Source organism: Actinocatenispora thailandica, from assembly GCF_016865425.1.
GTDB classification, from domain to species: Bacteria; Actinomycetota; Actinomycetes; order Mycobacteriales; family Micromonosporaceae; genus Actinocatenispora; species Actinocatenispora thailandica.
Genome location: NZ_AP023355.1, coordinates 949,200 through 973,014, shown reverse-complemented (window position 1 = coordinate 973,014; position 23,815 = coordinate 949,200). Strand labels below are relative to the sequence as shown.

At 72.3% G+C, this 23,815-nt stretch carries 22 protein-coding genes and 2 pseudogenes; 8 read left to right on the top strand and 16 right to left on the bottom strand.

Annotation, left to right across the window (positions count from 1 at the left end; genetic code table 11):
• Positions 1 to 79: 79 nt before the first annotated feature.
• Positions 80 to 613 carry an SRPBCC family protein gene (locus Athai_RS04235; RefSeq protein WP_203960257.1) on the bottom strand — a complete coding sequence of 178 codons (534 nt, stop codon included), beginning with the start codon at positions 611 to 613 and terminating at the stop codon, positions 80 to 82.
• Positions 614 to 669: 56 nt separating this feature from the next.
• On the opposite strand from Athai_RS04235, the gene Athai_RS04230 reads away from it, so the two are divergent.
• Positions 670 to 1,233 carry a TetR/AcrR family transcriptional regulator gene (locus Athai_RS04230; protein ID WP_203960256.1) on the top strand — a complete coding sequence of 188 codons (564 nt, stop codon included), beginning with the start codon at positions 670 to 672 and terminating at the stop codon, positions 1,231 to 1,233.
• A gap of 67 nt (positions 1,234 to 1,300) precedes the next feature.
• Here the strand turns inward: Athai_RS04230 and pruA are convergent, their stop codons facing one another.
• The gene (gene pruA / locus Athai_RS04225) at positions 1,301 to 2,932 is read right to left on the bottom strand and encodes an L-glutamate gamma-semialdehyde dehydrogenase (protein ID WP_203960255.1); all 1,632 of its coding nucleotides are present in this window, start codon (positions 2,930 to 2,932) and stop codon (positions 1,301 to 1,303) included.
• Between the two features lie 348 nt (positions 2,933 to 3,280).
• Here pruA and Athai_RS04220 point away from each other — a divergent pair, with 348 nt between their 5' ends.
• Entirely contained in the window at positions 3,281 to 4,831 is a 1,551-nt protein-coding gene (locus Athai_RS04220; RefSeq protein WP_203960254.1) for a collagen-like domain-containing protein, read from the top strand.
• 32 nt (positions 4,832 to 4,863) lie between these two features.
• On the opposite strand, the gene Athai_RS04215 is transcribed toward Athai_RS04220, so the two are convergent.
• On the bottom strand, positions 4,864 to 5,370 hold the full coding sequence (locus Athai_RS04215; protein WP_203960253.1) for a DUF6912 family protein: 507 nt from the start codon (positions 5,368 to 5,370) through the stop codon (positions 4,864 to 4,866).
• 176 nt (positions 5,371 to 5,546) lie between these two features.
• On the opposite strand from Athai_RS04215, the gene Athai_RS04210 reads away from it, so the two are divergent.
• Both Athai_RS04210 and Athai_RS04205 read left to right on the top strand, forming a co-directional pair.
• Positions 5,547 to 5,777, top strand: coding sequence for a helix-turn-helix domain-containing protein (locus Athai_RS04210; protein ID WP_203960252.1), 231 nt, complete (start codon positions 5,547 to 5,549; stop codon positions 5,775 to 5,777).
• A gap of 184 nt (positions 5,778 to 5,961) precedes the next feature.
• Positions 5,962 to 6,510, top strand: coding sequence for an Rv3235 family protein (locus tag Athai_RS04205; protein WP_203960251.1), 549 nt, complete (start codon positions 5,962 to 5,964; stop codon positions 6,508 to 6,510).
• 193 nt (positions 6,511 to 6,703) lie between these two features.
• Here Athai_RS04205 and Athai_RS04200 read toward each other — a convergent pair whose 3' ends face one another.
• From Athai_RS04200 to Athai_RS04185, 4 genes are all read right to left on the bottom strand, one after another.
• Entirely contained in the window at positions 6,704 to 7,735 is a 1,032-nt protein-coding gene (locus Athai_RS04200) for an ABC transporter permease (protein WP_203960250.1), read from the bottom strand.
• A 1,167-nt stretch (positions 7,736 to 8,902) separates the two neighbouring features.
• Positions 8,903 to 9,874 (bottom strand): ABC transporter ATP-binding protein, encoded by a 972-nt coding sequence (locus Athai_RS04195; RefSeq protein ID WP_203960249.1) that lies wholly within the window; start codon positions 9,872 to 9,874, stop codon positions 8,903 to 8,905.
• Between the two features lie 208 nt (positions 9,875 to 10,082).
• Positions 10,083 to 10,376 (bottom strand): hypothetical protein, encoded by a 294-nt coding sequence (locus tag Athai_RS04190; RefSeq protein ID WP_203960248.1) that lies wholly within the window; start codon positions 10,374 to 10,376, stop codon positions 10,083 to 10,085.
• A gap of 382 nt (positions 10,377 to 10,758) precedes the next feature.
• A complete protein-coding gene (locus Athai_RS04185) occupies positions 10,759 to 11,109 on the bottom strand; it encodes a cell division protein SepF (protein WP_203960247.1) in 351 nt (116 codons plus the stop codon).
• 315 nt (positions 11,110 to 11,424) lie between these two features.
• Here Athai_RS04185 and Athai_RS04180 point away from each other — a divergent pair, with 315 nt between their 5' ends.
• Positions 11,425 to 11,847, top strand: coding sequence for a VOC family protein (locus tag Athai_RS04180; protein ID WP_239156711.1), 423 nt, complete (start codon positions 11,425 to 11,427; stop codon positions 11,845 to 11,847).
• Positions 11,848 to 12,305: 458 nt separating this feature from the next.
• Here the strand turns inward: Athai_RS04180 and Athai_RS35455 are convergent.
• Positions 12,306 to 12,553, bottom strand: a pseudogene (locus Athai_RS35455) (site-specific integrase); the annotation flags it as partial.
• Positions 12,554 to 12,585: 32 nt separating this feature from the next.
• On the opposite strand from Athai_RS35455, the gene cutA reads away from it, so the two are divergent.
• On the top strand, positions 12,586 to 12,852 hold the full coding sequence (gene cutA, locus Athai_RS04175) for a divalent-cation tolerance protein CutA (protein ID WP_203965321.1): 267 nt from the start codon (positions 12,586 to 12,588) through the stop codon (positions 12,850 to 12,852).
• A 4-nt stretch (positions 12,853 to 12,856) separates the two neighbouring features.
• On the opposite strand, the gene Athai_RS04170 is transcribed toward cutA, so the two are convergent.
• The 5 genes and pseudogenes from Athai_RS04170 to Athai_RS04155 form a co-directional block, all read right to left on the bottom strand.
• Positions 12,857 to 13,156 (bottom strand): type II toxin-antitoxin system PemK/MazF family toxin, encoded by a 300-nt coding sequence (locus Athai_RS04170; protein ID WP_203960246.1) that lies wholly within the window; start codon positions 13,154 to 13,156, stop codon positions 12,857 to 12,859.
• Positions 13,153 to 13,347 carry a hypothetical protein gene (locus tag Athai_RS04165; RefSeq protein WP_203960245.1) on the bottom strand — a complete coding sequence of 65 codons (195 nt, stop codon included), beginning with the start codon at positions 13,345 to 13,347 and terminating at the stop codon, positions 13,153 to 13,155. Before Athai_RS04165 ends, Athai_RS04170 begins: the two co-directional genes overlap by 4 nt.
• 954 nt (positions 13,348 to 14,301) lie before the next feature.
• Positions 14,302 to 14,505 (bottom strand): SEC-C metal-binding domain-containing protein, encoded by a 204-nt coding sequence (locus Athai_RS35450; protein ID WP_476692255.1) that lies wholly within the window; start codon positions 14,503 to 14,505, stop codon positions 14,302 to 14,304.
• 8 nt (positions 14,506 to 14,513) lie between these two features.
• Positions 14,514 to 17,265: pseudogene (gene secA, locus Athai_RS04160) on the bottom strand (preprotein translocase subunit SecA); the annotation flags it as partial.
• Positions 17,266 to 17,543: 278 nt separating this feature from the next.
• Positions 17,544 to 17,888: a hypothetical protein gene (locus Athai_RS04155; RefSeq protein WP_203960243.1), complete on the bottom strand. Its 345-nt coding sequence runs from the start codon at positions 17,886 to 17,888 to the stop codon at positions 17,544 to 17,546.
• Between the two features lie 272 nt (positions 17,889 to 18,160).
• Between Athai_RS04155 and Athai_RS04150 the strand changes: the two genes are divergently transcribed.
• Positions 18,161 to 19,279 (top strand): GNAT family N-acetyltransferase, encoded by a 1,119-nt coding sequence (locus tag Athai_RS04150; protein ID WP_203960242.1) that lies wholly within the window; start codon positions 18,161 to 18,163, stop codon positions 19,277 to 19,279.
• 265 nt (positions 19,280 to 19,544) lie between these two features.
• Here Athai_RS04150 and Athai_RS04145 read toward each other — a convergent pair whose 3' ends face one another.
• Positions 19,545 to 20,600 (bottom strand): glutathione S-transferase family protein, encoded by a 1,056-nt coding sequence (locus tag Athai_RS04145; protein WP_203960241.1) that lies wholly within the window; start codon positions 20,598 to 20,600, stop codon positions 19,545 to 19,547.
• A gap of 279 nt (positions 20,601 to 20,879) precedes the next feature.
• Here Athai_RS04145 and Athai_RS04140 point away from each other — a divergent pair, with 279 nt between their 5' ends.
• The gene (locus Athai_RS04140) at positions 20,880 to 22,034 is read left to right on the top strand and encodes a GNAT family N-acetyltransferase (RefSeq protein ID WP_203960240.1); all 1,155 of its coding nucleotides are present in this window, start codon (positions 20,880 to 20,882) and stop codon (positions 22,032 to 22,034) included.
• Between the two features lie 63 nt (positions 22,035 to 22,097).
• On the opposite strand, the gene hpf is transcribed toward Athai_RS04140, so the two are convergent.
• Entirely contained in the window at positions 22,098 to 22,712 is a 615-nt protein-coding gene (gene hpf / locus Athai_RS04135) for a ribosome hibernation-promoting factor, HPF/YfiA family (protein ID WP_203960239.1), read from the bottom strand.
• 366 nt (positions 22,713 to 23,078) lie between these two features.
• Positions 23,079 to 23,807, bottom strand: a complete 729-nt coding sequence (locus tag Athai_RS04130; protein ID WP_203960238.1) for a ComF family protein — start codon at positions 23,805 to 23,807, stop codon at positions 23,079 to 23,081.
• Positions 23,808 to 23,815 lie beyond the last annotated feature (8 nt).

Here is a 23,815-nt window from a genome sequence, read left to right as displayed (position 1 = left end):
TGGGGGTGGTGGCGAGCGTGCTCGCCGCGGTCGCAGTCGCCCCCTTTGCCCTCCGGTGCGTGCCGGCGGGCCCGGACGGTCACCCGGGTGAGCTGTCGCGTTCGGCATGCGATTTCAGGGTGCGAAGCTGCTTGCGCATCATGATCAGGTCGCCGCAGACCAGGGCGAGGGTCAGCAGCCGGGCCGGGCCGCGACGCCGGGCCATGACCAGCCGGCACAGCAGGCGGCACCGGTGCGGGTCGATCGGCTCCACCGCGTAGGTACCGGCGATCGGGCCGAACAGGCGTTCCGCCGCCGGCAAGCCGCGGCCGGAGAAGCTGTGCCCGGGGTCGATCTCGCGCAGCTCGAACACCATCAGCCGCTGGCCGATCCGCAGCTGGTCGGCACCGGGGGTCAGCTCCGCGGGGCTGCGCCGGCCGCGGTTGTCCAGCAAGTCGTACGAGTAGGGAGCGACGGCGAGCTGGCAGAGCCAGCGATAGGTCGCCGCCGCGGGTGCCTGCACGGTCACCGCCCTGGTCAGCCGCTCGACCGGCCCGGTCAGGTAGTCCTCGCCCGGGTAGTGCCGGGCGAGGTCCGCCTCGGTGCCGCCCCAGTTGCGCATCCGGTCGAGCATCGGGACACCTCCGTACGCTTCCGTATGGTCGATCCATACGGTAGCGTACGGACGCGATGCGGAAGACCCTGACTCGTACCGACTGGGCCGACGCGGCGCTCACCGCGCTCGCCGACGGCGGGCTGGCCGCCGTCGCGGTCGAGCCGATCGCGACCAAGCTCGGCGCCACCAAGGGCAGCTTCTACTGGCACTTCGCCAACCGGGGCGCGCTGATCGACGCCGCCCTGGCGCACTGGGCCGACCAGCACACCGAGGCGGTGATCCAGGAACTCGGACCGATCACCGACCCGCAGCGGCGGCTGGACGCGCTGCTCGCCAAGACCATCGGCCAGACCACCGCGAACCGGGCCGAACTGGCGCTGCTCGCGCACGCCGACCATCCCGCCGTCGCACCGGTAGTGGCCGCGGTGACCGAGCGGCGGGTCGAGTTCATCGCCGCCGCGTACCGGCAGGCGGGCTGCCCCGAGACGGAGGCCCGGTTCCGGGCGGTGCTCGGGTACACCGCCTACATCGGGCTCATCCAGGCGCAGCGGGCCACCGCCGGCGCGCTGCTCCCCGACGCCGATCGCCCCGCCTACCTGGACTTCCTGCACCGGACCTTGCACCGCGACGACACCTGACAGCGGCGGTACCGACAAACACGAGGGGGAGGGCCCGGCGGCCCTCCCCCTCGTCGAATCTTCCCGGTCAGCCCATGTGCGGGTAGCGCCAGTCGTGCACCGGAACGAACGTCTCCTTGATCGCCCGCGGCGACACCCAGCGCACCAGGTTCTGCCAGGAGCCGGCCTTGTCGTTGGTGCCGGAGGCCCGGGAGCCGCCGAACGGCTGCCGGGACACGATCGACCCGGTCGGCTTGTCGTTGACGTAGAAGTTGCCGGCGGAGAACCGCAGCACGTCGCTCGCCCAGGTGATCACCGCGCGGTCGGTGGCGAACACGGCACCGGTCAGCGCGTACGGCGAGGCGTCCGCGGCCTGCCGGGTGACCTGCTCGAAGTCACCGTCGTCGTACACGTGGATGGCGATGAACGGCCCGAAGTACTCGGTGCTGAACACCTCGTCGGTCGGGTCGCTGCACTCCACCACGGTCGGCTCGATGAAGAAGCCCTCGCTGTCGTCGTACCCGCCGCCGGCCACGATGGTGCACGATTCGGTCGCCTTGGCCCGCTCGATCGCCGCGACGAGCTTGTCGTACGCCCGGCGGTCGATCACCGCGCCGCCGAAGTTGGCCAGGTCGGTCACGTCGCCGTACCTGATCTCCGCGGTGGTCGCCACCACCCTGTCGCGCAGCCCGCCCTGCCAGATCGAGCGCGGCACGTACGCCCGGGAGGCCGCCGAGCACTTCTGCCCCTGGTACTCGAAGGCGCCGCGGACCAGCGCGACGGTCAACGCCTCCTGGTCGGTCCAGCTCGGGTGCACGATCACGAAGTCCTTGCCGCCGGTCTCGCCGACCAGCCGCGGGTACGCCCGGTACCGCTCGATGTTGCCGGCGACGGTGCGCCACAGGTGCTGGAAGGTGCGGGTGGAACCGGTGAAGTGCACGCCGCCCAGCTCCGGGTCGGTCAGCGCGACCTCGCTGACCGCCTGCCCGTCGCCGGTGACCAGGTTGATCACCCCGGACGGCAGGCCGGCCTGCTCGAAGATCCGCATCGTGTAGTGCGCGGCGAGCTGCTGGGTCGGTGTCGGCTTCCACACCACCGTGTTGCCCATCAGCGCCGGAGCGGTCGGCAGGTTGCCGGCGATCGCGGTGAAGTTGAACGGGGTGATCGCGGTGACGAACCCGTCCAGCGGGCGGTGGTCGAACCGGTTCCACTCGCCCGGCACGCTGCGCGGCTGCTCACCCAGGATGAACGCGCCGAAGTGCGCGTTGAACCGGAGGAAGTCGATCAGCTCGCAGGCCGCGTCGATCTCGGCCTGCTGGATGCTCTTCGACTGGCCGAGCATGGTCGCCGCGTTGATCGTGTCCCGCCAGGGCCCGGCCAGCAGATCGGCGGCGCGCAGGAACACCGCGGCCCGCTCGTCGTACGGCATCGCCTGCCAGCCGGGCGCCGCCGCCTTGGCCGCCGCCACCGCCGCCGCGACGTCGTCGTTGCTGGCCTGGGCGCTCTCCCCCAGCACGTGCGCGTGCTTGTGCGGCTGGACCACGGCGAACCGGTCGCCGCCGGCCATCCGCTGCTCGCCGGCAATGGTCATGGTCAGCTCGACCTTGTCGGCGGCCAGCTCGGCCAGCCGGCGGGTCAGGCTGTCGCGCTCGGCGCTGCCCGGCGCGTACGTGCGCACCGGCTCGTTGCTCGGCTCGGGTACCTGAAAGAGCGAGTCCATCTCCCACACCTTCACTCGGCGACGCTGGCGAGTGCGTGCCGGGCCGGCACGCGGAGAGGTCCGGCGCGGACCTCCTGTTTCCTGATGATCACGTCCCGGCCACCCCGGTCGGCCCGGGACCCGCGGAACGTCGGTTCAATACTGACACGGCACCTGGGATACGTCGGCGGCGCAGCCCGGTGACCTCCGGTTCTTCTGAACTTGCCCGGCGACACCGGGCGATTCGACCCCTACCGTACGTCCGGGTTGTGCCACCGGTCACCCGGCCGCCGCTGCCGCGGGGCGCGCCGACGGCCGGCGTAGGCTGGGCACCCGTCGGGCGTACCCGGGCGGAGGGACCAGAACAGCATGACCAAGCGCGCCGCTGGGTCCGATTCGAGGCCGGCTTCGGGCTCCCGGTCGGGGCCCGCCTCGGGACCCGCCGCGCTCCCCGAGCCGGGCCTGCGTTCCACCCTGATCCTGCTGGTCATCGCGATCGTGCTGTTCGCGATGATGCTGCGCGGCGAGCACATCCTGGTCCGCGCCGCCGGCGACCCGGCGGTCGCCGCGATCCAGGTGGCCACCTTCCTGTCCTCGATCCTGTTCGCCGGGCTGATGCTCGGCAACGCGGCCGGCCTCGCCGCGATCCGCGCCTTCGCCGGCCACGACGGTACGGCGCTGCTCGACCGGGTCGCCCGCCGTACCGTGCTGGCCGTTCTCGGCGGCCTGGTCGCCGGCGTGGTCGCCGGCGGCGCCGCGTACCTGCTGGAGGCCGACCTGCGCACCGGCGACCGGCTCGCGATCGGCGCCAGCATCGCGATCAGCGCGCTGCTCGGTGGCGCCGCGGCCGCCGTCCGGCCGGGCCTGATGGTCGCCGCCGGGGTGCTCGGCACCCTCGTCACGCTCGCCGTGCTGGCCCTGCGCAGCGTCTTCATCACGCCGCTGACCAGGCTGTTCGGCGGCGAGGGCACGATCGAGAAGTACGCCAGCGCGCAGTCGATGCTGGCCCTGGTCAGCTTCGTCGTGGCCGGCGTGGTGGCCGGCGTCGCCATCCACCTGTACGCGCGCCGCACCGGCAACCGGCTGCGCATCGCCGGCACCATCGGCGCGGGTGCCACGGCCGGCGTGTTCACCCTGGTCGGGCTGGCGCTGACCTGGGTGTTCGACCGGCAGCTGATCAGCAGCGCGGGCGGCCTCGACCTCGGCGACCAGCTGGCCTTCCACATCGCCGGCATGTACCAGCTCAACGGCGGCCTGGCGCTGTTGTTCGCGGGCGCCATCGTCGCCCTCCTGCTGTACGGGCGCACCCGCGGCCCGCGCCGCCGCCGCCCGGCGAAGCGGCCGGCCGCCAAGCCCGAGTGGGCCGTCCGGGAGGAACGCCGCGCCGCCGAACTCGACCGCGCCGCCCGCACCGGTTCCGGCCCGACCGGTACCAAGCGGCCGACTGGTACCAAGCGGCCGGCCGGCGGCAAGGGATCGACCGGCAGCAAGGGATCGACCGGCGGCACGAAGCGGGCCAGCGCCGAGGACACCGGCGGGGCCGAAAGCTCGGCCGGGAGCGCACCGGCTGGCAAGTCTTCCGACGGGGCGAAGAGTCCTACCGGAGCCAAGGGATCGAGCGCGACCAAGGGAGCGAGCGGAGCCAAGGGGCAGTCCGCGGCCAAGGGAACGCCCACGGTCAAGGGGGCGGCCGGAGCCAAGAGGCCGACCGTTGCCAAGAGGTCGTCCGGAGCCAAGGGGCAGTCCGCAGCCGAGGCGTCGTCCGGAGCCAAGGGGCAGTCCGCGGCCGAGGGGTCGTCCGGGGCGGGCCCGGGCTCATCCGGGAGCAGCACGCCAGCGGGCGACAGCGGTGCCCGGAAGGGCGGCCAGAAAGCTGGCAAGCCGGCGGACAACGGCACCCGCAAGCGCGCCCGCACCTGACCCGGCCGCCGGCGGACGCCGGACCGCCTCGCTCAGCCGGCGACGAGGTCGGCGAGTTCGGACACGTCGTACCACTCCAGCTCGTGGTCCTCGGCGCCGTCGACGACGAACTGGGCGTCGGCGTCGCCGCTCGCCGCCGCCACGATCACCTCCGCTGCGGCCGCGACCGCCGGCTCGGCGTCCACGCCGTCCACGTGCAGCGCGGCCACCGCGGCGAGCGGCACCGAGCCGGTCACCGTCACCTCGCTGTCGCCGAGTTCGGCGCCCGCCGGACGCGCCTGCGACGGTGGCAGGTCGACCGAGACCACCACCCGGCGACGCGGCGCGGACGGGTCACCGGCGAGCAGCGCCAGCGCGGACTGCGCCGCACGGGTGAACGCGACGTACTCGAGTTCCTCGTCGTCGCCCTCCGCGTACCACTCGCGCAGCGGGCCGGTGACCGCGTGGCCGGTCAGGGCGGGCAGCGCACCGTCCGCATGCAGCCGGGCGAGCAGGGGCAGCGTCGCCGGCAGGTAGACGCGTATCGATGCCTCGGACACCGTGGTTGCACATCCTTCCTCACCGACCGCCCGCTCGCGCGGCGGTGGCACCGACGGGTTGGCGTGCGACCGCCCGGCAGTCTGTCGTGCCCCGAGCCGCAAGGCTACGGTACAAGCAAACGGCGGCAAACGGACGCACTGCCGCCGGCCGCCCAGCCCACGACGGGAGTCGACGGATGTCGTCTCGTTTCCTGCCGCTCGCCGACGTCGCCGACGAGCTGAACGTCACCGAGTCACAGGTGTACCACCTGGTGCGCAGCGGCGATCTGGCGGCCATCAAGATCGGCGGGCGCGGCCAGTGGCGGGTCGAGCGGGCGAAGCTGGAAGAGTTCATCGAGCGCAAGTACGCCGAGACCGCGGCCTGGGTGGCCGAGAATCCGCTGCTCGCCCGCGACACCGCCGACTGAGCACCCTCGCGGCCCGGCCCGACGAACACGCGTCGAAGCCCTGGTGACCGCCGTCTGTCACATACTCGTCAGCTCCGGGCACGGGCGCGTCCGGCCCGGAACGTGTATAGCTATCGGGGTAGAACCGAAGCAAACGAAGGCAAACGAAGGCAATCGCCCCCTCTGGCCCTCTCGGAGAATCCCCATGGCGACTCCGCTCCCCGCCGACCCCTTCCCGGAGCCGATCCCCGGCCCCTACCCGAGGCTGGTCCCGGACGACGACCTCGGCGCACTGCGCGTGCTGCCGCCGCCGGACACCGAGCCGGACCACGACCCCGACCCGTACTGGGTGCGTCCCCGGCTGTCCGCCGTCGCCCCCCGGCCACCCCGGGCCCGGCCGGCGGCGGACGACGACGCCGACGGCGCCGATCCGGGCGAACACCCGCCCGGCGCGCAGCGGGCCGCCTGGCTGCTGATCAACGGGTACCTCGAAGTGTTGGCCGGCCGGCGCCCCGCCAGTCAGCTCGCCGGCCCCGCCACGCCGGCCGCGGCTCGCCAGCTCATCCAGGTCACGCCGAACCCGCAGCGGCGGCTCCGACTGTTCCGGTTGCACGTCATCGAGCAGCTGCCGGGGCGTGCCGAGGTCGTCGTGCTGCTGACCGACCTCGACCGCGGGCAGGTCCTCGCGATCGCGCTGCGGCTGGTGCACGCCGACGGCTCCTGGCGCTGCGCCGACTTCCAGGGAGTCTGGTGATGCGGCAGACGACTTCGGCTATCCGGCCGGCCGGTGCGACGGCCGCGATGCGGCAACCCGGCGCGGCGGGCGACGCCGGCTACCCGCGGGCTCGATGCATCGGCATGCAGCGGGCTCGACGCGCCGGGCTCGACGCGCCGGGCTCGATGCGCCGGGCTCGATGCGCTGGGCGACGTCCGGTGCCACGCCGGGGTCAGCTGACCCGCGCGAACCGCCACGCCGCCAGAACCACGAACAGCAGCGTGCAGACGCCCGTCAGCGCGAGCTCATCGGTCACGCTCATCCGGTGCCCGAGCAGCACCAGGCCGGTCAGCGCACCCTGGTCGGCGCGGACGTTCGACCCGATCAGCAGCCGGCGGATGGCGTCGACCGGGTAGCTGAACAGGTTGAACGTGGCGATCGTGCCGACCCACGAGGGCAGCCCGGCGAGCGGCACCAGCGCGCCCGACAGCACCAGCATCGGGTACGTCAGCGCCTGCGTCACCGCGGTGAAGCTCTGCGGCTTGGCGATGAACGTCGCCAGCGCCACCCCGAGCGCGGTCACCTCCACGGCCATCAACCCGGTACCGGCGAGCACCGCGAGGATCGTCCCGGGCCCGGGAAACAGTCCCATGATCGGCGCACCGAGGAACAGCAGCACCGCCTGCACGGTGGAGATCAGCGCACCGCCCAGGATCGCGCCGAGCACGATCGAGATCCGGCTGGCCGGCGACACCAGCATCTCGCGCAGGAAACCGAACTCGCGGTCCTGCACGATGGTCACCGCGGACAGCAGTGAACGGCCCAGCACGGTCATCGCGATCACGCCGGGAAACACGAACGCCTCGAAGCTCACGCCGCCGGTGGTGCGCACCAGCGTGCGCATCCCGTACCCGAAGATCAGCAGGAAGAAGAACGGCTGCACGAAGCTGGAGAGGATCTTCGCCTTGGAGCGCAGGTACTTCTTCAGCTCGCGGCGGACCACCATGCCGATCACCCGCAGCTCGGCGACCAGCCGCGGTTCCCGCCGGTGCGCGCCGGGCTCGAAGTCGCCGACCGGTCCGTCGTCCAGCTCCGGCTCGGCCACGGTGCGCGCCGCCGTCCGGACCGCGCCGCCGCCCCGCGTCGCGGGCTCCCGTTGCGCCGCGCCACGGGGCGCCGGCGACACCGGTACCGGATCGTGCCGGGCCGGGCGCTGCCGGGACGGCGGCGGCGCCGCGGACGCCGGATCCGCATGTCCTGCCACCTCGTGTCGCGCCAGCCGCGCGTCCGACTCGACGCCGCGCCGGGCCGGCGCATTCGGCTCGAGGCCGCGCCGGGCCGCCGGTGCGGCCGGCTCGGCCTCGCGTCGAGGCGCCGGAGACACCGGTTCCGCGCTGTGCCGGGAAGCGGGCGAGGTCTGCTCCGCTCCGTGCCGGGGCGGCGGCACGGAGGCGGCTGACACCGGTGCGTCGCCGTGCGGGGACGCCGGGGTGCCTGGCTCCGCACCGTGCCGGGCCGCCGGCGAGGCCGGTTCCGCACCGTGCCGCGGCGCCGAGGCGGGCGGTTCGGCGCCGTGCCGGGGCGCCGGCGACACCGGGGCCGGGGACGACACCGTGGCCGCGGATCGCGACCCGAGGCGGCCCGAGTCTGCGCCGTGCCGCCCCACCGACTGCGCCTCGGATCCGGTGTCGGCGCCATGCCGCCCCGCCGACTGCGCCTCGGATCCGGAATCGGCGCCGTGCCGACCGGCTCGCGCCTCGGATCCGGTGCCGGCGCCGCGCCGACCGTGCTGCACCGCGGACCGCGAATCGCCGCCGTGCCGGCCGCCCCGCGCCTCGGGCCCGCTGCCATGCCGACCAGTCTGGTCCTCGGACCCGGTGCCGTGCCGACCGGTCTGGTCCTCGGGTTCGGCGTGCCCGTGACGCCCGCGCGGCTCCGGCGCCGGCTCCCTACCGTGTCGACCGGTCCCGGCGTCGGACGGCGCCGCGGAGTCGGCGCGCGACCGGTCCCCCGCGCTGGGCCCCGACGGGGCCGCCCGCTCCGGCCGATCCGACGGGCGGCCCGGCTCGTACCCACGTCCCGGCCGGGAGGGCGCTTCGCGGTCGCGATCCGCCGCGGAAGTCGGCCGTTCCGCCGGGCGGGGACCTGTCCGGCGGCGAGGCGACGGCCGGCGCGACTCGCGGTCCACGGCGGCCGGCTCCCGGTTCGTCGCAGCGGACTCGGGCCGCAGCCGGACGGTGCGTTCGGCCTGTTCGGTGTCGTCCTCGCCGGCCACCGGCACCGGCCCGCCGAACAGCGACCGGCGGATCCCGGTCGTGCCGCGCGACGCGTACACCCGGGACGACTGACCATCGCTCACGAACGCCCCTCCCTCGGGACGCTCATGAGGCACGCAGCGCGCGACACCCGCGGCTCGCTCGCCGACGATCGCTCATGACCGCACCCGGCGACGGTGCGTGCCGGACGGCGGCTCGGCCGCCTCGCGCGCCAGCGCCTGCTCGGTGAAGTGCACGAACACGTCGTCCAGGCTGGGCCGCTGGACGCTGACCGAGGTGGCGGGCACGTCGACATGGCCGAGCAGCCGGCCGATGCCGCGCTCCGCGTCGGGCACGCAGCAGACGATGACCTCGCCCTCCGCCCATGCCGGTACGCCCGCGGCCACCAGCTGGTGCAGCGCCAGCGCGTTGTTGGTGGTACTGAGCCGGATCCGGTCCAGTCCGACGGCCGCCTTGAGCCGGCTCGGGGTGTCGATCGCGACGAGTTCGCCGGCGTTGACGATGGCGAGCCGGTCGACGTTTTCCACCTCGTCCATGTAGTGCGTGGTCATCAGCACCGTCAGCCCGTCGCGTTCGCGCAGGTGCCGGATCTCCTGCCAGAGCCGGGTGCGGGTGGGCGGGTCGAGGCCGAGGCTCGGCTCGTCCAGGAAGAGGATCTTGGGCTTGTGCAGCAGCGCGCGCACGATCTCCAGCCGCCGCGCGAGACCGCCGGACAGCCGCGCAACGATCGCCTTGGCATGTGGTTCGAGCCCGAGCAGCATCAACGCGTACTCGATGCGTTCGTCCAGCTGGCGCCGCGGCGTGCCGTACAGGGTGGCGTGGAAGCGTAGGTTCTCCAGCACGGTCAGGGCGGGGTCCAGGGTGCTCTCCTGGAACACGAACCCGATCCGGTGCCGCACCTCGCGCGGAGACCGGACCGTGTCGTAGCCGGCGACGCGGGCCCGGCCGCCACTCGGCAGCATCAGCGTGCTGAGCATCTTCATGGTGGTGGACTTGCCGGCGCCGTTGCGGCCCAGCAGCGCGAAGATCTCGCCGTCGGCGACGTCGAAGCTGATCCCGGCCACCGCCCGGTGCCGTCCGTAGTACTTGGCCAGGTCGGTGACCTCGATGGCCAGTGACTGACGCATGTCGCTCCCGTCCACGGTGCGGGCGTCCGCGGTGCCGGCAACGGCACCGGTACGGCGGGGTCGTCGTCCCGGCGGCCGGCGCCGTGACGGCCACGTACCGGCACCGCTTCGCGCGACGGTGCCGGTACGGCAGTGCGGGCCCGGGCCAAGGTCCGGGGCCCGGCAGCCACCAACTGCTTCGGGCCCGTGCGGGCCCGCGAAGCAGGAATCAGAGGCCGAGGTTCTGGTCGAGCACGGTCACGTCGAGGTTGTTGCCGGCCTGACCGGGCGTACCCACCCCGACGACCTCGTGACCAGCGGCGCCGACACCCAGGTGCGCGCTCTGGTCGGCCAGGCTCACGTCGCCGCCCGCGTTCACACCGGCGGGGCCGTGCACGCCGACCGCGCTGGTGCCGGTCAGGTCGAGGCCGGCGCCCCCGTGAATCGGGCCGGCCTCGAAGCCGGTCGCGCCGTGGGTGACGTCACCCAAGTTGTCCAGCGGCAGAATTCCACCGAGACTCATCTGCGCGTACTCCCTTAAATTCGGTCAGTAATCAATGAACCAGGCGCCTGGTCCGGGCCAGTTTGACCAGCCAAACCGGAGGCGTCAAGTCATGATCTGCCGTATCTCTGCCGATTTGGCCGGCCAGCCCAGACCATTCATTGACATGCATCGGTGAATGCATGAATGCATTCCGTAGTGATCGCTGTTGAAATGCGCCCGAGAATCGAGTCACCGGAACCCGCGTGCATCCCTAGGAGATCGACGGCGAGTGACGAAGAAAATTGCGGAAAAGCTGTGACCGGGCGTTGCGCGCCCTGTCCGGTGCCCGGCCGGGCCGACGAGGCCGATCGCGCCACGTACCCCTACGGGCACGTGGCGCGATCGAGTCGGGCGAGCAGCGTCAGCGAGGTGTCGCGTGGGTCAGCTCGGTGCCGGCCGGCAGCACCAGGAACACCCGCGGTGCGATCCGGTCCATGCCGCCACGCAGCCCGAACACCAACCCGGAGGCGAAGTCGACGACGCGCTTGGCGCCCGCCTCGTCCATCCCGCTCAGGTCCATCAGCACCGGCACACCCTCACGGAACCGCTCGCCGACGGTCCGTGCCTGGTGAAAGCTGGTGAGGTGAATGGTGGCGAGACGACGGTCGGCAGCGGGCGCGGCGTCCGGCACGCGAGGCGGCACGGCCTCGTCGTCGTGCGGCTCACCGGAGTCCAACCCCAGCCAGGAACGGGACCTGTCCACCGCGGCCATCTCGGGCACCTCCTCCCCACGTCGCTACTGCTACGCGCTCCCACCTGTCGTTCGACCTGCGAGTTCCACAATGGAGTGTCGCACCGGGAGGCAAGTCACCGCGAGTGCGATATTCGCTTGGTGATCACAGGTTAACCCAGATTCACCCGCCGACCCGGTACGCCGCGCGCACCCACCGGTGATCCACAGCCAACGCTACGGGCCGTACCGACACTCACCATCCGCCTGACGCCGATCCGACAGTCCGCCCGACGCGGCCCGGCATCGTTTCCTCCATTCCTCGGCCGGCGAGCCGACTCACCACAGGAGCGCAGGATGTCCACCATGCGTACGCTGCACGTCGGCCTGCGGGTCAGCGAGCCGGAACGTTCCCTCGCCTTTTACACCGCCGTCGGGTACCGACTCGTCGGCACCGTCGAGGGGACCGCCCACGGCAGCCTCACCATGCTCCAGCTGCCCGGCGACGACTTCGTCACCATCGAACTGGTGCACGACCCGGCACGAGGCGCGGCCGGCCCCGGTGACGGCCTCAACCACCTGGTGATCCAGGTCGAGTCGGTGGCGGAAACACACGCCGATCTTGCCGCCCGGGGGATCGAACCCGGGCCGATCGAGCGCCCTGGCGGCCCCGCCGGCCCGCAGACCTGCTGGATCAGCGATCCGGACGGCTACCGGATCGAGCTGGTCCAGTGGCCCGACGGCCACCCCGACGGTCTCACCAGGGCCGACTTCAGGTGAGTTGTCCTGCGACGAGCTCGGCGCTGTCGGGATGGACGGACAGTCAGTCGTGGACACCATCTGGGTAATGGCCGTGATCCTGAGCCGCCGTCGTGAAGCTGCCGACGAAGTCGTCAGACGAGTGCTTCGGCTGGCCCATGTGACAGCCACTGTAGCGGTGGGTCAGCGCCATCCGCGGCCCGCTCCGGACACTGCGAGGAGACCGTACCGACCGCGCTGCCCCGGCAAGGTGGGGTTCTGCCGGGGCATGCGGTGTCTCTGGCGCCCGATTGTTGGTCCGTCTGGGCCGTCACCGGGCCGTCTGATCAAGCCCGATGACGACCACCAACGACCGTCGACAACTGTCGAACTGTTCAGGTCAGAGCATGATCACTCGGGTAGCGGAGCCGAGCCAGGGGCGCCGTGGCACTTCTGCTAATTCTCTGGTTGATCATGCACCTGACCTGCGGTGATGTAGATCAACTGACCCCCTGGGCCGCCACTGGGCCGTCGGAGTCACTCACCCTATTACTAGGGGCTGCCCGAAGCACGTCGGCAATCGCCTTCCGCGTCCGCGCCTCACTGGACGACATCAGGTGCGTGTGCGTACGCAGCGTGAACCCCCGTCCGCGTGCCCGAGGTATGACGACAGCGCCTTGATGCTCTCCCCCGCGTCCAGCAGGACCGAGGCGTAGAAGTGCCGCAGCGCGTGCATCCCGTTGACCCGCTCGAGAGCAGGCGCAGAAGCTCGCCACTGAACTGGTCGAGGCCCGGCTTGCCGCGTGCGCACAGGTGACCTCGCCGATCCGAGCGATCTACCGGTGGGAGGGCCAGGTCTGGAACGAGGCCGAGTGGCAGATCTGGATCAAGACCGCAGCCGACCGGGTCGACGCGATCGTTGAATGGCTGCCCGCGCACCACAGCGGCGAGGTCCCCGAACTGATCGTCCTGCCGATCACCGGTGGATGGGACCGGTACCTGGACTGGATCATCGAGGAAATGCGTCCAGCGGATCAGCCCGCCTGAGTCGCTACAGGTCCAGCGTGGCCCTCAGCGCCATGTCTAGACGCTCCACCGTCTCGGCGGACAGCTCGCCAAGTTGCCCGCCGAGACGATCAGCCGCCATGTAGTTGATCCGCCACGAGAGCACCGCTCCCGGAACCGGGTCCGCATCGGTGAGCGGAACGGCCAACATCCCGCGTGCACCACTCGGCACCGCATCGGCAATCTCCGCGACGACAACCGTTCCGGTGTCGGTGATTGCCTGGCAGGAGACAACGACAAACCGCCGGTCACGCAGAGCGTGGCCGACCACCGTTCCCCGCCTCACGCCATCGACTCCCGCTCAGCATCCCAATCGGGATCGCCGTGCGTTCGCTCGTACTCCGCGACCATCCGCGCTTCCTCGCGCACCAGGGCATCCCGGAGTTGCCGAGCCGCCCATGCGGACACGTTCTCCCCGCCAGCCTCCCGGATCAAGCTGGCCAGATCGTCCGGCACCGTGATCGTCAACCGCGTCATACCAGCGAGCATACCCGGCCGCGCACTCGTACGCAGCAGCAGCCGCCCGGGGTCACTGCCGAATTGCTCTCTACTGGATCAAGGCGCCGCTGGCGCGGCGCAGGCGCCGGGCACGGTCCGGGAAGGGCCGCCCGCCTACGGCCTCCGGCCTCGGCGGGCGGAAGGCCGGCCCGCACCCGGCGCCACCGTCGACGAGCACCGCCAGGACCAGGGCGAGCTGTCGGGGCACGGCCTTACGCTCGCCTCTGCGTGGCCACCGTTGGCCGTGGTTCCGGGCGAGCGCTGCCGCGATGGCCCAACCCCGGGGCCATCTTGCCCCGAGACCGGCTGGGCACGGTCCGATGGCGAGACGAGCTGGGGCAACGCTGCGGCCCTCCCTGCCTGGCACTGGCGCGCCGGCGGCCGTGAGTGCACCTCAGCAGGCAAGACCTGCCGAGTGCGGCTGGCAGGGCTGCGGGGCCCCAGGACTCACCGAGCGCGGCAGACTGACCAGATGCTGGTGTGCGGAGTGAAAGGCTGTGCCCGTGTCGCGACCCATGGGGAGTCATGGACCAACGCGCCGTTGCAAGAGATCCAGCAGTACCGGAGAGGCATACAGCTTCGCCTACAGGTAGACGACCTCGCCGTGACCATGCAGCTCTGCGCGGAGCACGCCCAGGAGCTCGCTGCGGTTGCGTGGGAGCCGCTGCTGCACAAATTGGACAGCTGGGGCTGGCGCGGCGTTCGTGGTCTGCCCTTGGTCGATGAAGAGCCGGACTCCACGACTTAGCGAGCCGCGCCACAGACAGTGATGCCCCGACAAGGGTCCTCCTGCCGGGGCATCGCGGTGTCTCAGCCCCTCGGTTTCTGGGCCGTCTCTGGGCCGTCTGGGCCGTCACCGGGCCGTCTGACCAAGCCCAATGACGACCACCAACGACCGTCGATGACTGTCGAACTATGCAGGTCAGCGCATGATCACTCTGGTAGCGGGGCCGAGCCCGGGGCGCCGTGGCACTTCTTGTACTTCTTGCCGGAGCCGCACGGGCAGGGCGCGTTGCGCGACGGGCCGGAGCCGACCTTCTGGCCCGGTGCGTTCTGCTTCTCGCCCGCGGCGATCTTCGACTGCGGCCCGATGCCCAGCGCCGCCGCGGCGGTCGCCGAGCCGGAGTCCTGGCCCACCTCGACCGCGCCGCTGCCGGCGGCACCGTCGATCGTCGGCTGCGAGTACTGCAGCGACTGCGGGGACCGCTCGCCGAGCCCCTTCGCGTGGATCTCGACCTTGCCGTCGCCGCCCGCCGGGGTGAGGTCCGCGGCGGCCTTGTCGACCTGCGCGGCGAACTCCTCGGCGGTCAGCTCGGTCGGCTCCTCGGCGGCCGGCGGTGTCTCGCCCTCCTCCTCGACCTGGACCTCCAGGTTGAACAGGAAGCCGACCGCCTCCTCCTTGATGCCGTCCAGCATCTGCTGGAACATGTCGAAACCCTCGCGCTGGTACTCCACCAGCGGGTCGCGCTGCGCGTACGCCCGGAGGCCGACACCCTCCTGCAGGTAGTCCATCTCGTACAGGTGCTCGCGCCACTTGCGGTCGATGACCGCGAGCAGCACCTGACGCTCCAGCTCGCGCAGCGCGTCGGCGCCGAGCTCTTCCTCGCGCCGTTCGTACGCCTCGTGCGCGTCGTCCTTGAGCTGCTCGGCGAGGAAGTCGGCGTCCATCGCCTCCAGCCCGCCGGCCTCGTCCTCCAGGTCCTCCACGGTGACCGAGATCGGGTACATCTGCTTCAGCGCGGTCCACAGCTTGTCGAGGTCCCAGTCCTCGGCGTAGCCCTCGGCGGTCGCGCCCCGCACGTACGCGTCGATCACGTCGTCGATGATGTTGTCGATGTAGTCGTGCAGGTCCTCGCCGTCCAGCACCCGCTTGCGCTCGGCGTAGATGACCTGGCGCTGCTTGTTCAGCACCTCGTCGTACTTGAGGACGTTCTTGCGGATCTCGGCGTTCTGCTGCTCGATCTGGGTCTGCGCGCTGCGGATCTGCCGGCTGACCATCTTCGACTCGATCGGCACGTCGTCCGGGATGTTGAGCCGCTCCATCACCGTCTCGACGGCGCCGGCGCGGAACCGGCGCATCAGCTCGTCCTGCAGGGACAGGTAGAACCGGGACTCGCCGGGGTCACCCTGCCGGCCGGACCGACCGCGCAGCTGGTTGTCGATGCGGCGGGACTCGTGCCGCTCGGTGCCGAGCACGTACAGCCCACCGGCGTCGAGCACCTCCTCGGCCTCGGCCGCGCACTCCTTCTCGGCCTCCTCCAGGGCCGCGCCGTACGCCTCCTCGTAGCCCTCCGGGTCCTCCTCGGCGCTGATGCCGGCGTTGCGCAGCTTGGCGGCGGCGGTGAACTCCGGGTTGCCGCCGAGCAGGATGTCGGTACCGCGGCCGGCCATGTTGGTGGCGACGGTGACCGCGCCCTTGCGGCCGGCCTGGGCGACGATCTCCGCCTCCCGGGCGTGGTACTTCGCGTTCAGCACCGAGTGCTCGATGCCGCGCTTGGTCAGCATGTCCGAGAGGACCTCGCTGCGCTCGACGCTGACCGTACCGACCAGGACCGGCTGGCCGATCTCGTGCCGCTCGGCGATGTCCTCGACGACCGCGTCGAACTTGGCCTGCTCGGTCTTGTAGATGACGTCGGCGCGGTCCTCGCGGATCATCGGCTTGTTGGTCGGGATCGGGGTGACCCCGATCTTGTAGACCTTGTTGAACTCGGCCGCCTCGGTCAGCGCGGTACCGGTCATGCCGGCGAGCTTCTCGTACAGCCGGAAGTAGTTCTGCAGGGTGATCGTGGCGAGCGTCTGGTTCTCCTGCTTGATCTCGACGCCTTCCTTGGCCTCGATCGCCTGGTGCATACCCTCGTTGTAGCGCCGGCCGTGCAGGATGCGGCCGGTGAACTCGTCGACGATCAGGACCTCGCCGTCGGAGACGATGTAGTCCTTGTCGAGCTTGTACAGCTCCTTGGCCTTGATCGCGTTGTTCAGGAAGCCGACCAGCGGGGTGTTGACCGACTCGTACAGGTTGTCGATGCCGAGCTGGTCCTCGACCTTGTGCACCCCGGCCTCGGTGATCGCCACGGTGCGCTTGGACTCGTCCACCTCGTAGTCGCCGTCCGGCTCCGGCGCGCGGCCACCGAGCGAGGCGGTCGGCGCCATCGGACTGGACCGCTTGAGCCGCTTCACCACCCGGGCGAACTCGGTGTACCACCGGGCGGAGTGCTCGGCCGGGCCGGAGATGATCAGCGGGGTCCGCGCCTCGTCGATGAGGATCGAGTCGACCTCGTCGACGATGGCGAAGTTGTGCCCGCGCTGCACCATCTCGTCGGCCGACCAGGCCATGTTGTCGCGCAGGTAGTCGAAGCCGAACTCGTTGTTCGTGCCGTAGGTGATGTCGCACTCGTACGCGGCCTTGTGCTCGGCCGGCGTCATCTGCGGCAGCACCACTCCGACGGTCAGGCCGAGGAAGCGGTGCACCGCACCCATCCACTCGGCGTCGCGCTGGGCCAGGTAGTCGTTGACGGTGATGATGTGCACGCCCTTGCCGGAGAGCGCGTTCAGGTAGGCCGGCAGGGTGGAGACGAGCGTCTTGCCCTCACCGGTCTTCATCTCCGCGATGTGCCCGAAGTGGAGCGCGGCGCCGCCCATGACCTGCACGTCGTACGGCCGCTTGTTGAGCACCCGGGAGGCCGCCTCCCGGACCGTCGCGAACGCCTCCGGCAGCAGGTCGTCGAGCGACTCCCCGTCGGCGAAGCGCTCCTTGTACTGGTCGGTGAGCTCGCGCAGCTCGGCGTCGCTCAGCTCGGTGTAGTCGTCCTCGAGATCGTTGATCGCGGACGAAATCGCCTTGAGCCGCCGCAGCATCCGGCCCTCGCCGGTGCGCAGCATCTTTTCCAGAACCGACACTTCTCAACGCTCCCTGGGGGATGTTCTCCGGCGACCATCGTAGGCAGGGCGGCGCCCGTTGGACACATCGCGCCCGGCAGACCGGCTCCGGATTGTCACACGGCACCCTGATCCGGTCATTGGACCACGCCCCGCGGTGCCGGTGACCAGCGGCACACCCGACCGGCGGCGCGCGCCCGGCGCACCGGCGAAGCCGGGCCGACGTGCCGCGGCGACCGGCGACGCCAGGCCGACGTGGCGCGGCGACCGGCCCGACCGGCCCGAGGTGGCGAAAACGGTCATGGCCTGATCAGCCGGGACAGCACGCCACCGACGGCGAGGTACGCCACCGCCGCGATCACCCAGTCGACCAGGACCTGCTTGGTGTGGTCGGCGAACGTGAACAGGTCGCCGAACGGCCCGGCCAGCCAGTTGCCGGCCCGGGTCAGCCCGCTGACCAGCACGTTGTGCGGGTTCGCACCGAATCCGACGAGTACCGCGCCGAGGCCCAGCAGCAGGGCCGCCACCAGCGCCGCCGTCATGATCGTCTTCGCCAGGTAGGTCCGGCCGACCCGCACGCCGGACCGGACGCGCGCGCCCGTCGCCACCCCCGTCGCCTCGGCGCCGTGTTTCGCCACTGCCACCGCCTCGTCACCGACCGTCCATGGTTACCAATGGGTACGAGTGTGCCCTGCCGCGCCCCGTTTTCCCAGCCCGCCCGCCACCGTCCGGCGCCCGCCCGCCATCGCCCGCCGCCGGCCACCGGCCGCGCACACCCCGTACCGTCCGGCCACCGCCCGCCGCCGGCCACCGTCCGGCGCCTGCCCGGTACCGTCCGCGCACGCCCGGCACCACCCACCGCCGGGCCCGGCGAATTCGGTGTGCCGGCCGCCGCGGTTCCGGCAGGATCCCCGGCATGGACCCGGTGCGGCTGACCGACGACGAGCTGACCCTGCGCTGCTGGCGCCCGGACGACGCCGACGCGGTGTACCGCGCCTGCCAGGACCCGGACATCCAGCGCTGGACGACCGTGCCGAGCCCGTACACCGAGGCGGACGCGGCCCACTTCGTCGCCACGGCGCCCGACCAGTGGGCCGCCGGTACCGTCGCCACCTTCGGCGTGTTCGACTCGGCGACCGGCGAGCTGCTCGGATCCCAGGGGTTGCACCGGCGCGACGGGACCGCCGAGCTCGGGTACTGGACGGCGCCGTGGGCGCGGGGCCGTGGCGTCACCGTGCGGGCCGGCCGGCTGGTCGCGCGGTGGGCGTTCGACACGCTGCGGGTCCACCGGCTCGGCTGGCAGGCGGTGGTCGGCAACCACGCGTCCCGGCTGGTCGCCGCGCGGCTCGGGATGCGGCTGGAAGGGGTGACCCGGTCCGGGCTGGCGCCGCACCTCGGTGACGAACCGCAGGACGGGTGGCTGGCCGGCATGCTGCCCGGCGAACTGCGCGCGGCCGGACCGGACGACGCGGCGTTGGCCCGGGCGGCACGGCAGGCGCGCACCTACCTGACGGCCCAGCCCACGATCGAGGCCGGCGGGTACCTGCTGCGCCCGGTCACCGAGACCGACGTGCCGGCGCTCGTCGAGCTGTGCCGGGACCCGGCGATGGCGGAGTTCACCACCGTGCCGGTGCCGTACCAGCCGTCGCACGCGGCGTTCTTCGTCCGGCTCGCCCGGGACCGCTGGGTGGCCGGCGACGGCGCGGTCTTCGCGATCACCGAGCCGGCCGGCCGGCTGCTCGGCACGATGGACCTGCGACTGCTGGACTGGCCCGCCCGGATCGCCGACATCGGCTACTCGGTCGCGGCGTCGGCGCGCGGCCGGGGTGTCGCCACCAGCGCCCTGCGTGCGGTCTGCGACTGGACGTTCGACGCCCTCGCGATCGACCGGATCGAATGGCGGGCGTACGTGACGAATCCGGCGTCCCGCCGGGTCGCCGAGAAGGCCGGTTTCACCGTCGAGGGCACCGAACGCGGCCACACCCTGCACCGCGGTACCCCCGTCGACACCTGGTACGGCGCCCTGCTGCGATAGGACGCACCGCCGCACTGAGGCCAAAGCCCGAGAAATTCTCCCCCCAGAGGGTTGTGACGTCTCCCCGAGGGGACGTGAGCGAGCCGTACCTGAGGCGTTCGCTGGCAAGCCGAGACCGGGCGCCGTGTGCGAACGCACACAAGTCCGGGACCGGCGCAGTTCAGCGGACGCCTCAGGTGCGGCGCAGCGTCACATCAAGGAACGCACACAAGTCCGGGATCGGCGCAGTCCAGCGGACGCCTCAGGTGCGGCGCAGCGACCTCACTCAACCGCGGGCGTGCGGGGTGAGCCAGCGCAGCGGGTCGGGGCCCTTGGGGACGACCCCGGTCGGGTTGATCTTGGGGTGGGTCAGGTAGTAGTGCCGCTTGATGTGGTCGAAGTCGACGGTGTCGCCGAAGCCGTGGGTCTGGTAGAGATCGCGCGCGTACGCCCAGAGGTTGATGAACTCGGTCAGCTTCTGCCGGTTGCACTTGAAGTGGTTGTGGTAGACGGCGTCGAACCGCACCAGCGTGGTGAACAGCCGCACGTCCGCCTCGGTGAGCCGGTCGCCCATCAGGTACCGCCGGTCCGCGAGCCGCTCCTCCAGCACGTCCAGGCGGGCGAACAGCGCGTCGTAGGCCGCCTCGTACGCCGCCTGGCCGGTGGCGAAGCCCGCCTTGTACACCCCGTTGTTGAGGTCGGTGAAGATCTCCGCCATCAGCGGATCCAGCTCGGCGCGCAGCGCCTCCGGGTACAGGTCGGGGGCGCCGGGGCCGTGGTGGTCCACCCACTCGGTGGACAGGTCCAGCGAAAGCTGCGGGTAGTCGTTGCTGACCACCCGGCCGGTGATCGTGTCCACCAGCGCCGGGACGGTGACCCGGCCGGCGAAGCCGGGGTCGGTCGCCAGGTACGCCTCGGACAGGAAGCCGATGCCGAGCACCGGGTCCTTGCCGCCCTCGTCGAGGGTGAACCGCCAGCCCTTCTCGTCCCGGATCGGATCGACCACGGCGAGCGAGATGGCCTCCTGCAGCCCGAGCAGCTCCCGGTCGATGATCGACCGGTGGGCCCAGGGGCAGGCGAGCGAGACGACGAGCCGGTAGCGTCCGGCCTCGACCGGCCAGTGGCCGTGCTCGTCCGGCCCCTCGCCGGGAGCGGACCGGGAGTCCCGGGTCACCCGGTCGGTGAACCGGTTGGGTTGGCGGACGAACGCGCCGTCCGACGCGGTCTCCCGGCCGAACTGTGCGGCGTCCTGCCTGCCGCCGGGCTGCGTGGCAGCCGACGACCCGGTGCCGGGTGCCGTGGCATCCTGCTGCGTGGTCGACGAAACGTCAGCGGTACTCATGCCGGCAAGCCTGCCGCAGTCGGCGGGCGAGCGCATCGGAAAAGTGGTTCGAGCGGGCCGCGAATCCGCCGGCCGGAAGGCATCGAATGCCGGCGGGTTCCTTCGGGGGCCGGTCTCGACGTCCCTGGTCGAGGTCGGCGGGGCCCGGCCGGTCTCGAGGGGCCATGGTATGGGCGGGAGAGCCACCCGGCCGAACCGTGACGCGGCGAACGGCCACCGCAGCGGGCAGGCGGACGTCGGGACAGACCCTAAGGTGGGTGCGGGGTGGGGAGGGCGAGGATGGGTGGGCTGCCACGCGAGGAGCTCGACACCGTACGGCTGCGGCTGCGCGCGCCCGCCCGGGCCGACGTCGACGACCTGGTCGCCGCGGGCCGGGCGGTCGCGGCAGGCGACGGCAAGGCGGCCGGCGGCGGAACGGGCGGCACCGGCGGCGTGGTCGGCGGGTGTGCCGGGTTCGCCGACCCGGCGCGAGCGCGGACCTTCGTCGATGTCGAGGCGCCGGCCCGATGGGCGGCCGGTGGCGCGGTGTTCGTGGTCGCCGACCGGGACACCGACCGGCTGCTCGGCTGCGTCGAGCTGGACCGCTACCTCGAACCGCTGGCCCAGGCCGAGGCCGGGTACTGGCTCGCGCCCTGGGCGCTGGGCAAGGGGTTCGGCGGGGAAGCGGTCGCCGCGCTGACCGACTGGGCGCTGCAGCACGGACTGGCCCGGCTGGAACTGCGCGCGGCGCCCGCCGACGCCCAGCGGCAGCGCGTCGCGCTCGCGGCCGGGTACCGGCGGGAGGGCGTCCTGCGCGGTGCGGGTACCGGACCCGGCGGGACCCGGCGCGACCTGGTCCTGTGGGCCCGACTCACCGGCGACCCGGCCGGCCCCACCCCCCGGCTGCTGCCCGACCTGCCCGGCGGCGAGCTGTCCGACGGGGTGGTCGCGCTGCACCCGCTGGACCGGACCGACGCCGACGACGCGTACCAGGTGCTGCGGCTGCCGGAGGTCTACGAGTCCTCGGTGCCGCCGGTGGCGCCGACCCGCGCCCAGGTGCGGGACAGCTGCGAGACCGCGCAGAGCCAGTGGCTCGCCGGCGCCGCCGCCCGGCTGACCGTGCGGGACGCACCGAGCGACCGCTACGCCGGGGAGATCGTCCTGCACTACACCGAGCCGGTCACCGCGAACGCGATGGTCGGCTACCACCTGGCGCCCGCCTGGCGGGGCCGCGGCTTCGCCACCCGGGCGGTCCGGCTGCTCGCCGGCTGGGCGTTCGACCATGTGCGGCTGGCCCGGTTGTACGCCGGGGCCGACGTGCGCAACACCGCATCCCAGGCGGTGCTGGAACGGGCCGGGTTCCGCCGGGTCGGCCGCGAGCTGAGCCGGCGGCCCGGCGCCGACGGTGGCCGCGTCGACGACGTGCTGTACGAGCTGGTTGCCGGATCGGCCTGACCCGGCGCGCGACGGCCCGGCACCAGGGGCGCCGGGCCGTCGATCCGATCAGGTGCCGAGCGGTCAGCTCATCAGCCGAAGGATGCCGTAGTCGAAGCCCTTGCGTCGGTAGACCACGCTCGGCCGGCCGGACTCCTTGTCCACGAACAGGTAGAAGTCGTGGCCGACGAGTTCCATCTGGAACAGCGCGTCGTCGACGGTCATCGGGTCGGCCGGATGCTCCTTCTCCCGGACGATGCGGCCCGGCCCCTGCTCGCGCTCCCCCTCCGCCAGCTCGTCGGTCCGGTCGAGCACGGCGACCGCACCCGGCACCGGGCTGTCGGCGCCCAGCGCTGCGGTGGCCGCCGCCACCGACTCCGGGGTGCGCCGGCCGCGGTGCACCCGGCGCCGGTCGGCCGACTTGCGCAGCCTCGCCTCCAGCTTGGTCAGCGACGCGTCCAGCGCGCTGTAGAAGTCGCCGGCGCAGGCCTCGGCGCGCACCGCCGGGCCGCGCGAGCGGCAGGTGATCTCGACGCGCTGACAGCGGCCGGACTGCCGCCGGTTGCGCTCGTGGGACAGCTCCACGTCGACCTCGAACATCTTCGGGTCGTACCGGCCGATCTTGTCCATCTTGTCGGTGATGAGCTGGCGGAAGTGGTCGGGCACTTCCAGGTTTCGGCCCTTGATCACAACATCCACGCCTGACCTCCCACGGTCTTCGCATGTGGGTTACGGCGGACCCGCAACGCTGTGCGTACCGGCCGGCGATGGCGGCGCCCCTCGCGCCTCGCGGTGGCCGGCACTGTCGTCTCTGTCGACCTCCCTCGCTCCCGTGCGAGCACATCGGGTGCACCCGACGGTAACCTCCTGGTCTCGAATCGGCATCCCCAAGGTCAGCGAGATTTTGGGGCACCGACACCGCTCCCCCGCGTATCGGGGCAGGAACACCCACCGGTGACGCACTGGGTGTGCGTTCCGGCCGGGCGCCCCGGGTACGGAGCGTGTTGCCAGGAGCCTCCAGCCTAGGGTCACGAAGCCCCGAACCAGCTGCCATTTCGCCGTGAATTACCAGGTCGAGTGGGTGGCGGCGGGTCGCTGGTGGCGCCGGGTCGCGGCGAGCGTGACGGCGGCGGCCACCGGCACTCCGGCCGCGCGCAGCAGGCGGGCCGCGCCGGCCAGGGTGGCCCCGGTGGTGATCAGGTCGTCCAGCAGCACCACCGGGTCGCACCGGGCCAGCCTCCCGGCGCCGGGGCGCAGCCGAAACGCCTGGTCGGACCGGGCGATGCGGGCCGCCGCGGTCAGCTCGGTCGAGTCGGCACCACGCGGCCGGGCCAGCAGCGGTCGCCGCACGACGGCGGCGGTACCGTCCCGGCCGAGCCAGCGCGCCGCGGACCTGGCCAACCGGAGCGTGTGGTCGCCGTGCCGGGCCCGAACCGCCGCGGCCGTCGCCGGCACCGGCACCAGTGTCACCGCCCCGGAATCCCCGCCGGCGCGCCCGGCCACCGCGGCGCGCAGTGCCACCGCCAGAGCCCGGCCCAGCGGCCCGGCGAGCCCCAGCCGGCCACGCTCCTTGTACGACAGGATCAGCTCACGCAGCATGCCCTGGTACGCACCGAGGGCATGGCACGGCGGCAGGCCCGGCGGTGCCGGATCGGGCGCCGTCGGCCCTGCCGTCGCGGCCCGCAGCGCCGCACCGCACCGCAGGCACAGCGGCGCCGCCGGACCGGCCGCCCCGCACCCCGGGCAGTCGGCCGGGAACACCAGCTCGACGAGATCCACCAGCACATCACGCATCTGCCCAG

What these genes read in the sequence shown, in the direction of transcription:
- Athai_RS04235 (WP_203960257.1), bottom strand. Translation starts at nt 613, where the DNA reads ATGCTCGACCGGATGCGCAACTGGGGCGGCACCGAGGCGGACCTCGCC.
- Athai_RS04230 (WP_203960256.1), top strand. Translation starts at nt 670, where the DNA reads ATGCGGAAGACCCTGACTCGTACCGACTGGGCCGACGCGGCGCTCACC.
- pruA (WP_203960255.1), bottom strand. Translation starts at nt 2,932, where the DNA reads ATGGACTCGCTCTTTCAGGTACCCGAGCCGAGCAACGAGCCGGTGCGC.
- Athai_RS04220 (WP_203960254.1), top strand. Translation starts at nt 3,281, where the DNA reads ATGACCAAGCGCGCCGCTGGGTCCGATTCGAGGCCGGCTTCGGGCTCC.
- Athai_RS04210 (WP_203960252.1), top strand. Translation starts at nt 5,547, where the DNA reads ATGTCGTCTCGTTTCCTGCCGCTCGCCGACGTCGCCGACGAGCTGAAC.
- Athai_RS04205 (WP_203960251.1), top strand. Translation starts at nt 5,962, where the DNA reads ATGGCGACTCCGCTCCCCGCCGACCCCTTCCCGGAGCCGATCCCCGGC.
- Athai_RS04195 (WP_203960249.1), bottom strand. Translation starts at nt 9,874, where the DNA reads ATGCGTCAGTCACTGGCCATCGAGGTCACCGACCTGGCCAAGTACTAC.
- Athai_RS04190 (WP_203960248.1), bottom strand. Translation starts at nt 10,376, where the DNA reads ATGAGTCTCGGTGGAATTCTGCCGCTGGACAACTTGGGTGACGTCACC.
- Athai_RS04185 (WP_203960247.1), bottom strand. Translation starts at nt 11,109, where the DNA reads ATGGCCGCGGTGGACAGGTCCCGTTCCTGGCTGGGGTTGGACTCCGGT.
- Athai_RS04180 (WP_239156711.1), top strand. Translation starts at nt 11,425, where the DNA reads ATGTCCACCATGCGTACGCTGCACGTCGGCCTGCGGGTCAGCGAGCCG.
- Athai_RS04165 (WP_203960245.1), bottom strand. Translation starts at nt 13,347, where the DNA reads ATGACGCGGTTGACGATCACGGTGCCGGACGATCTGGCCAGCTTGATC.
- Athai_RS04150 (WP_203960242.1), top strand. Translation starts at nt 18,161, where the DNA reads ATGGACCCGGTGCGGCTGACCGACGACGAGCTGACCCTGCGCTGCTGG.
- Athai_RS04145 (WP_203960241.1), bottom strand. Translation starts at nt 20,600, where the DNA reads ATGAGTACCGCTGACGTTTCGTCGACCACGCAGCAGGATGCCACGGCA.
- Athai_RS04140 (WP_203960240.1), top strand. Translation starts at nt 20,880, where the DNA reads ATGGGTGGGCTGCCACGCGAGGAGCTCGACACCGTACGGCTGCGGCTG.
- Athai_RS04130 (WP_203960238.1), bottom strand. Translation starts at nt 23,807, where the DNA reads ATGCGTGATGTGCTGGTGGATCTCGTCGAGCTGGTGTTCCCGGCCGAC.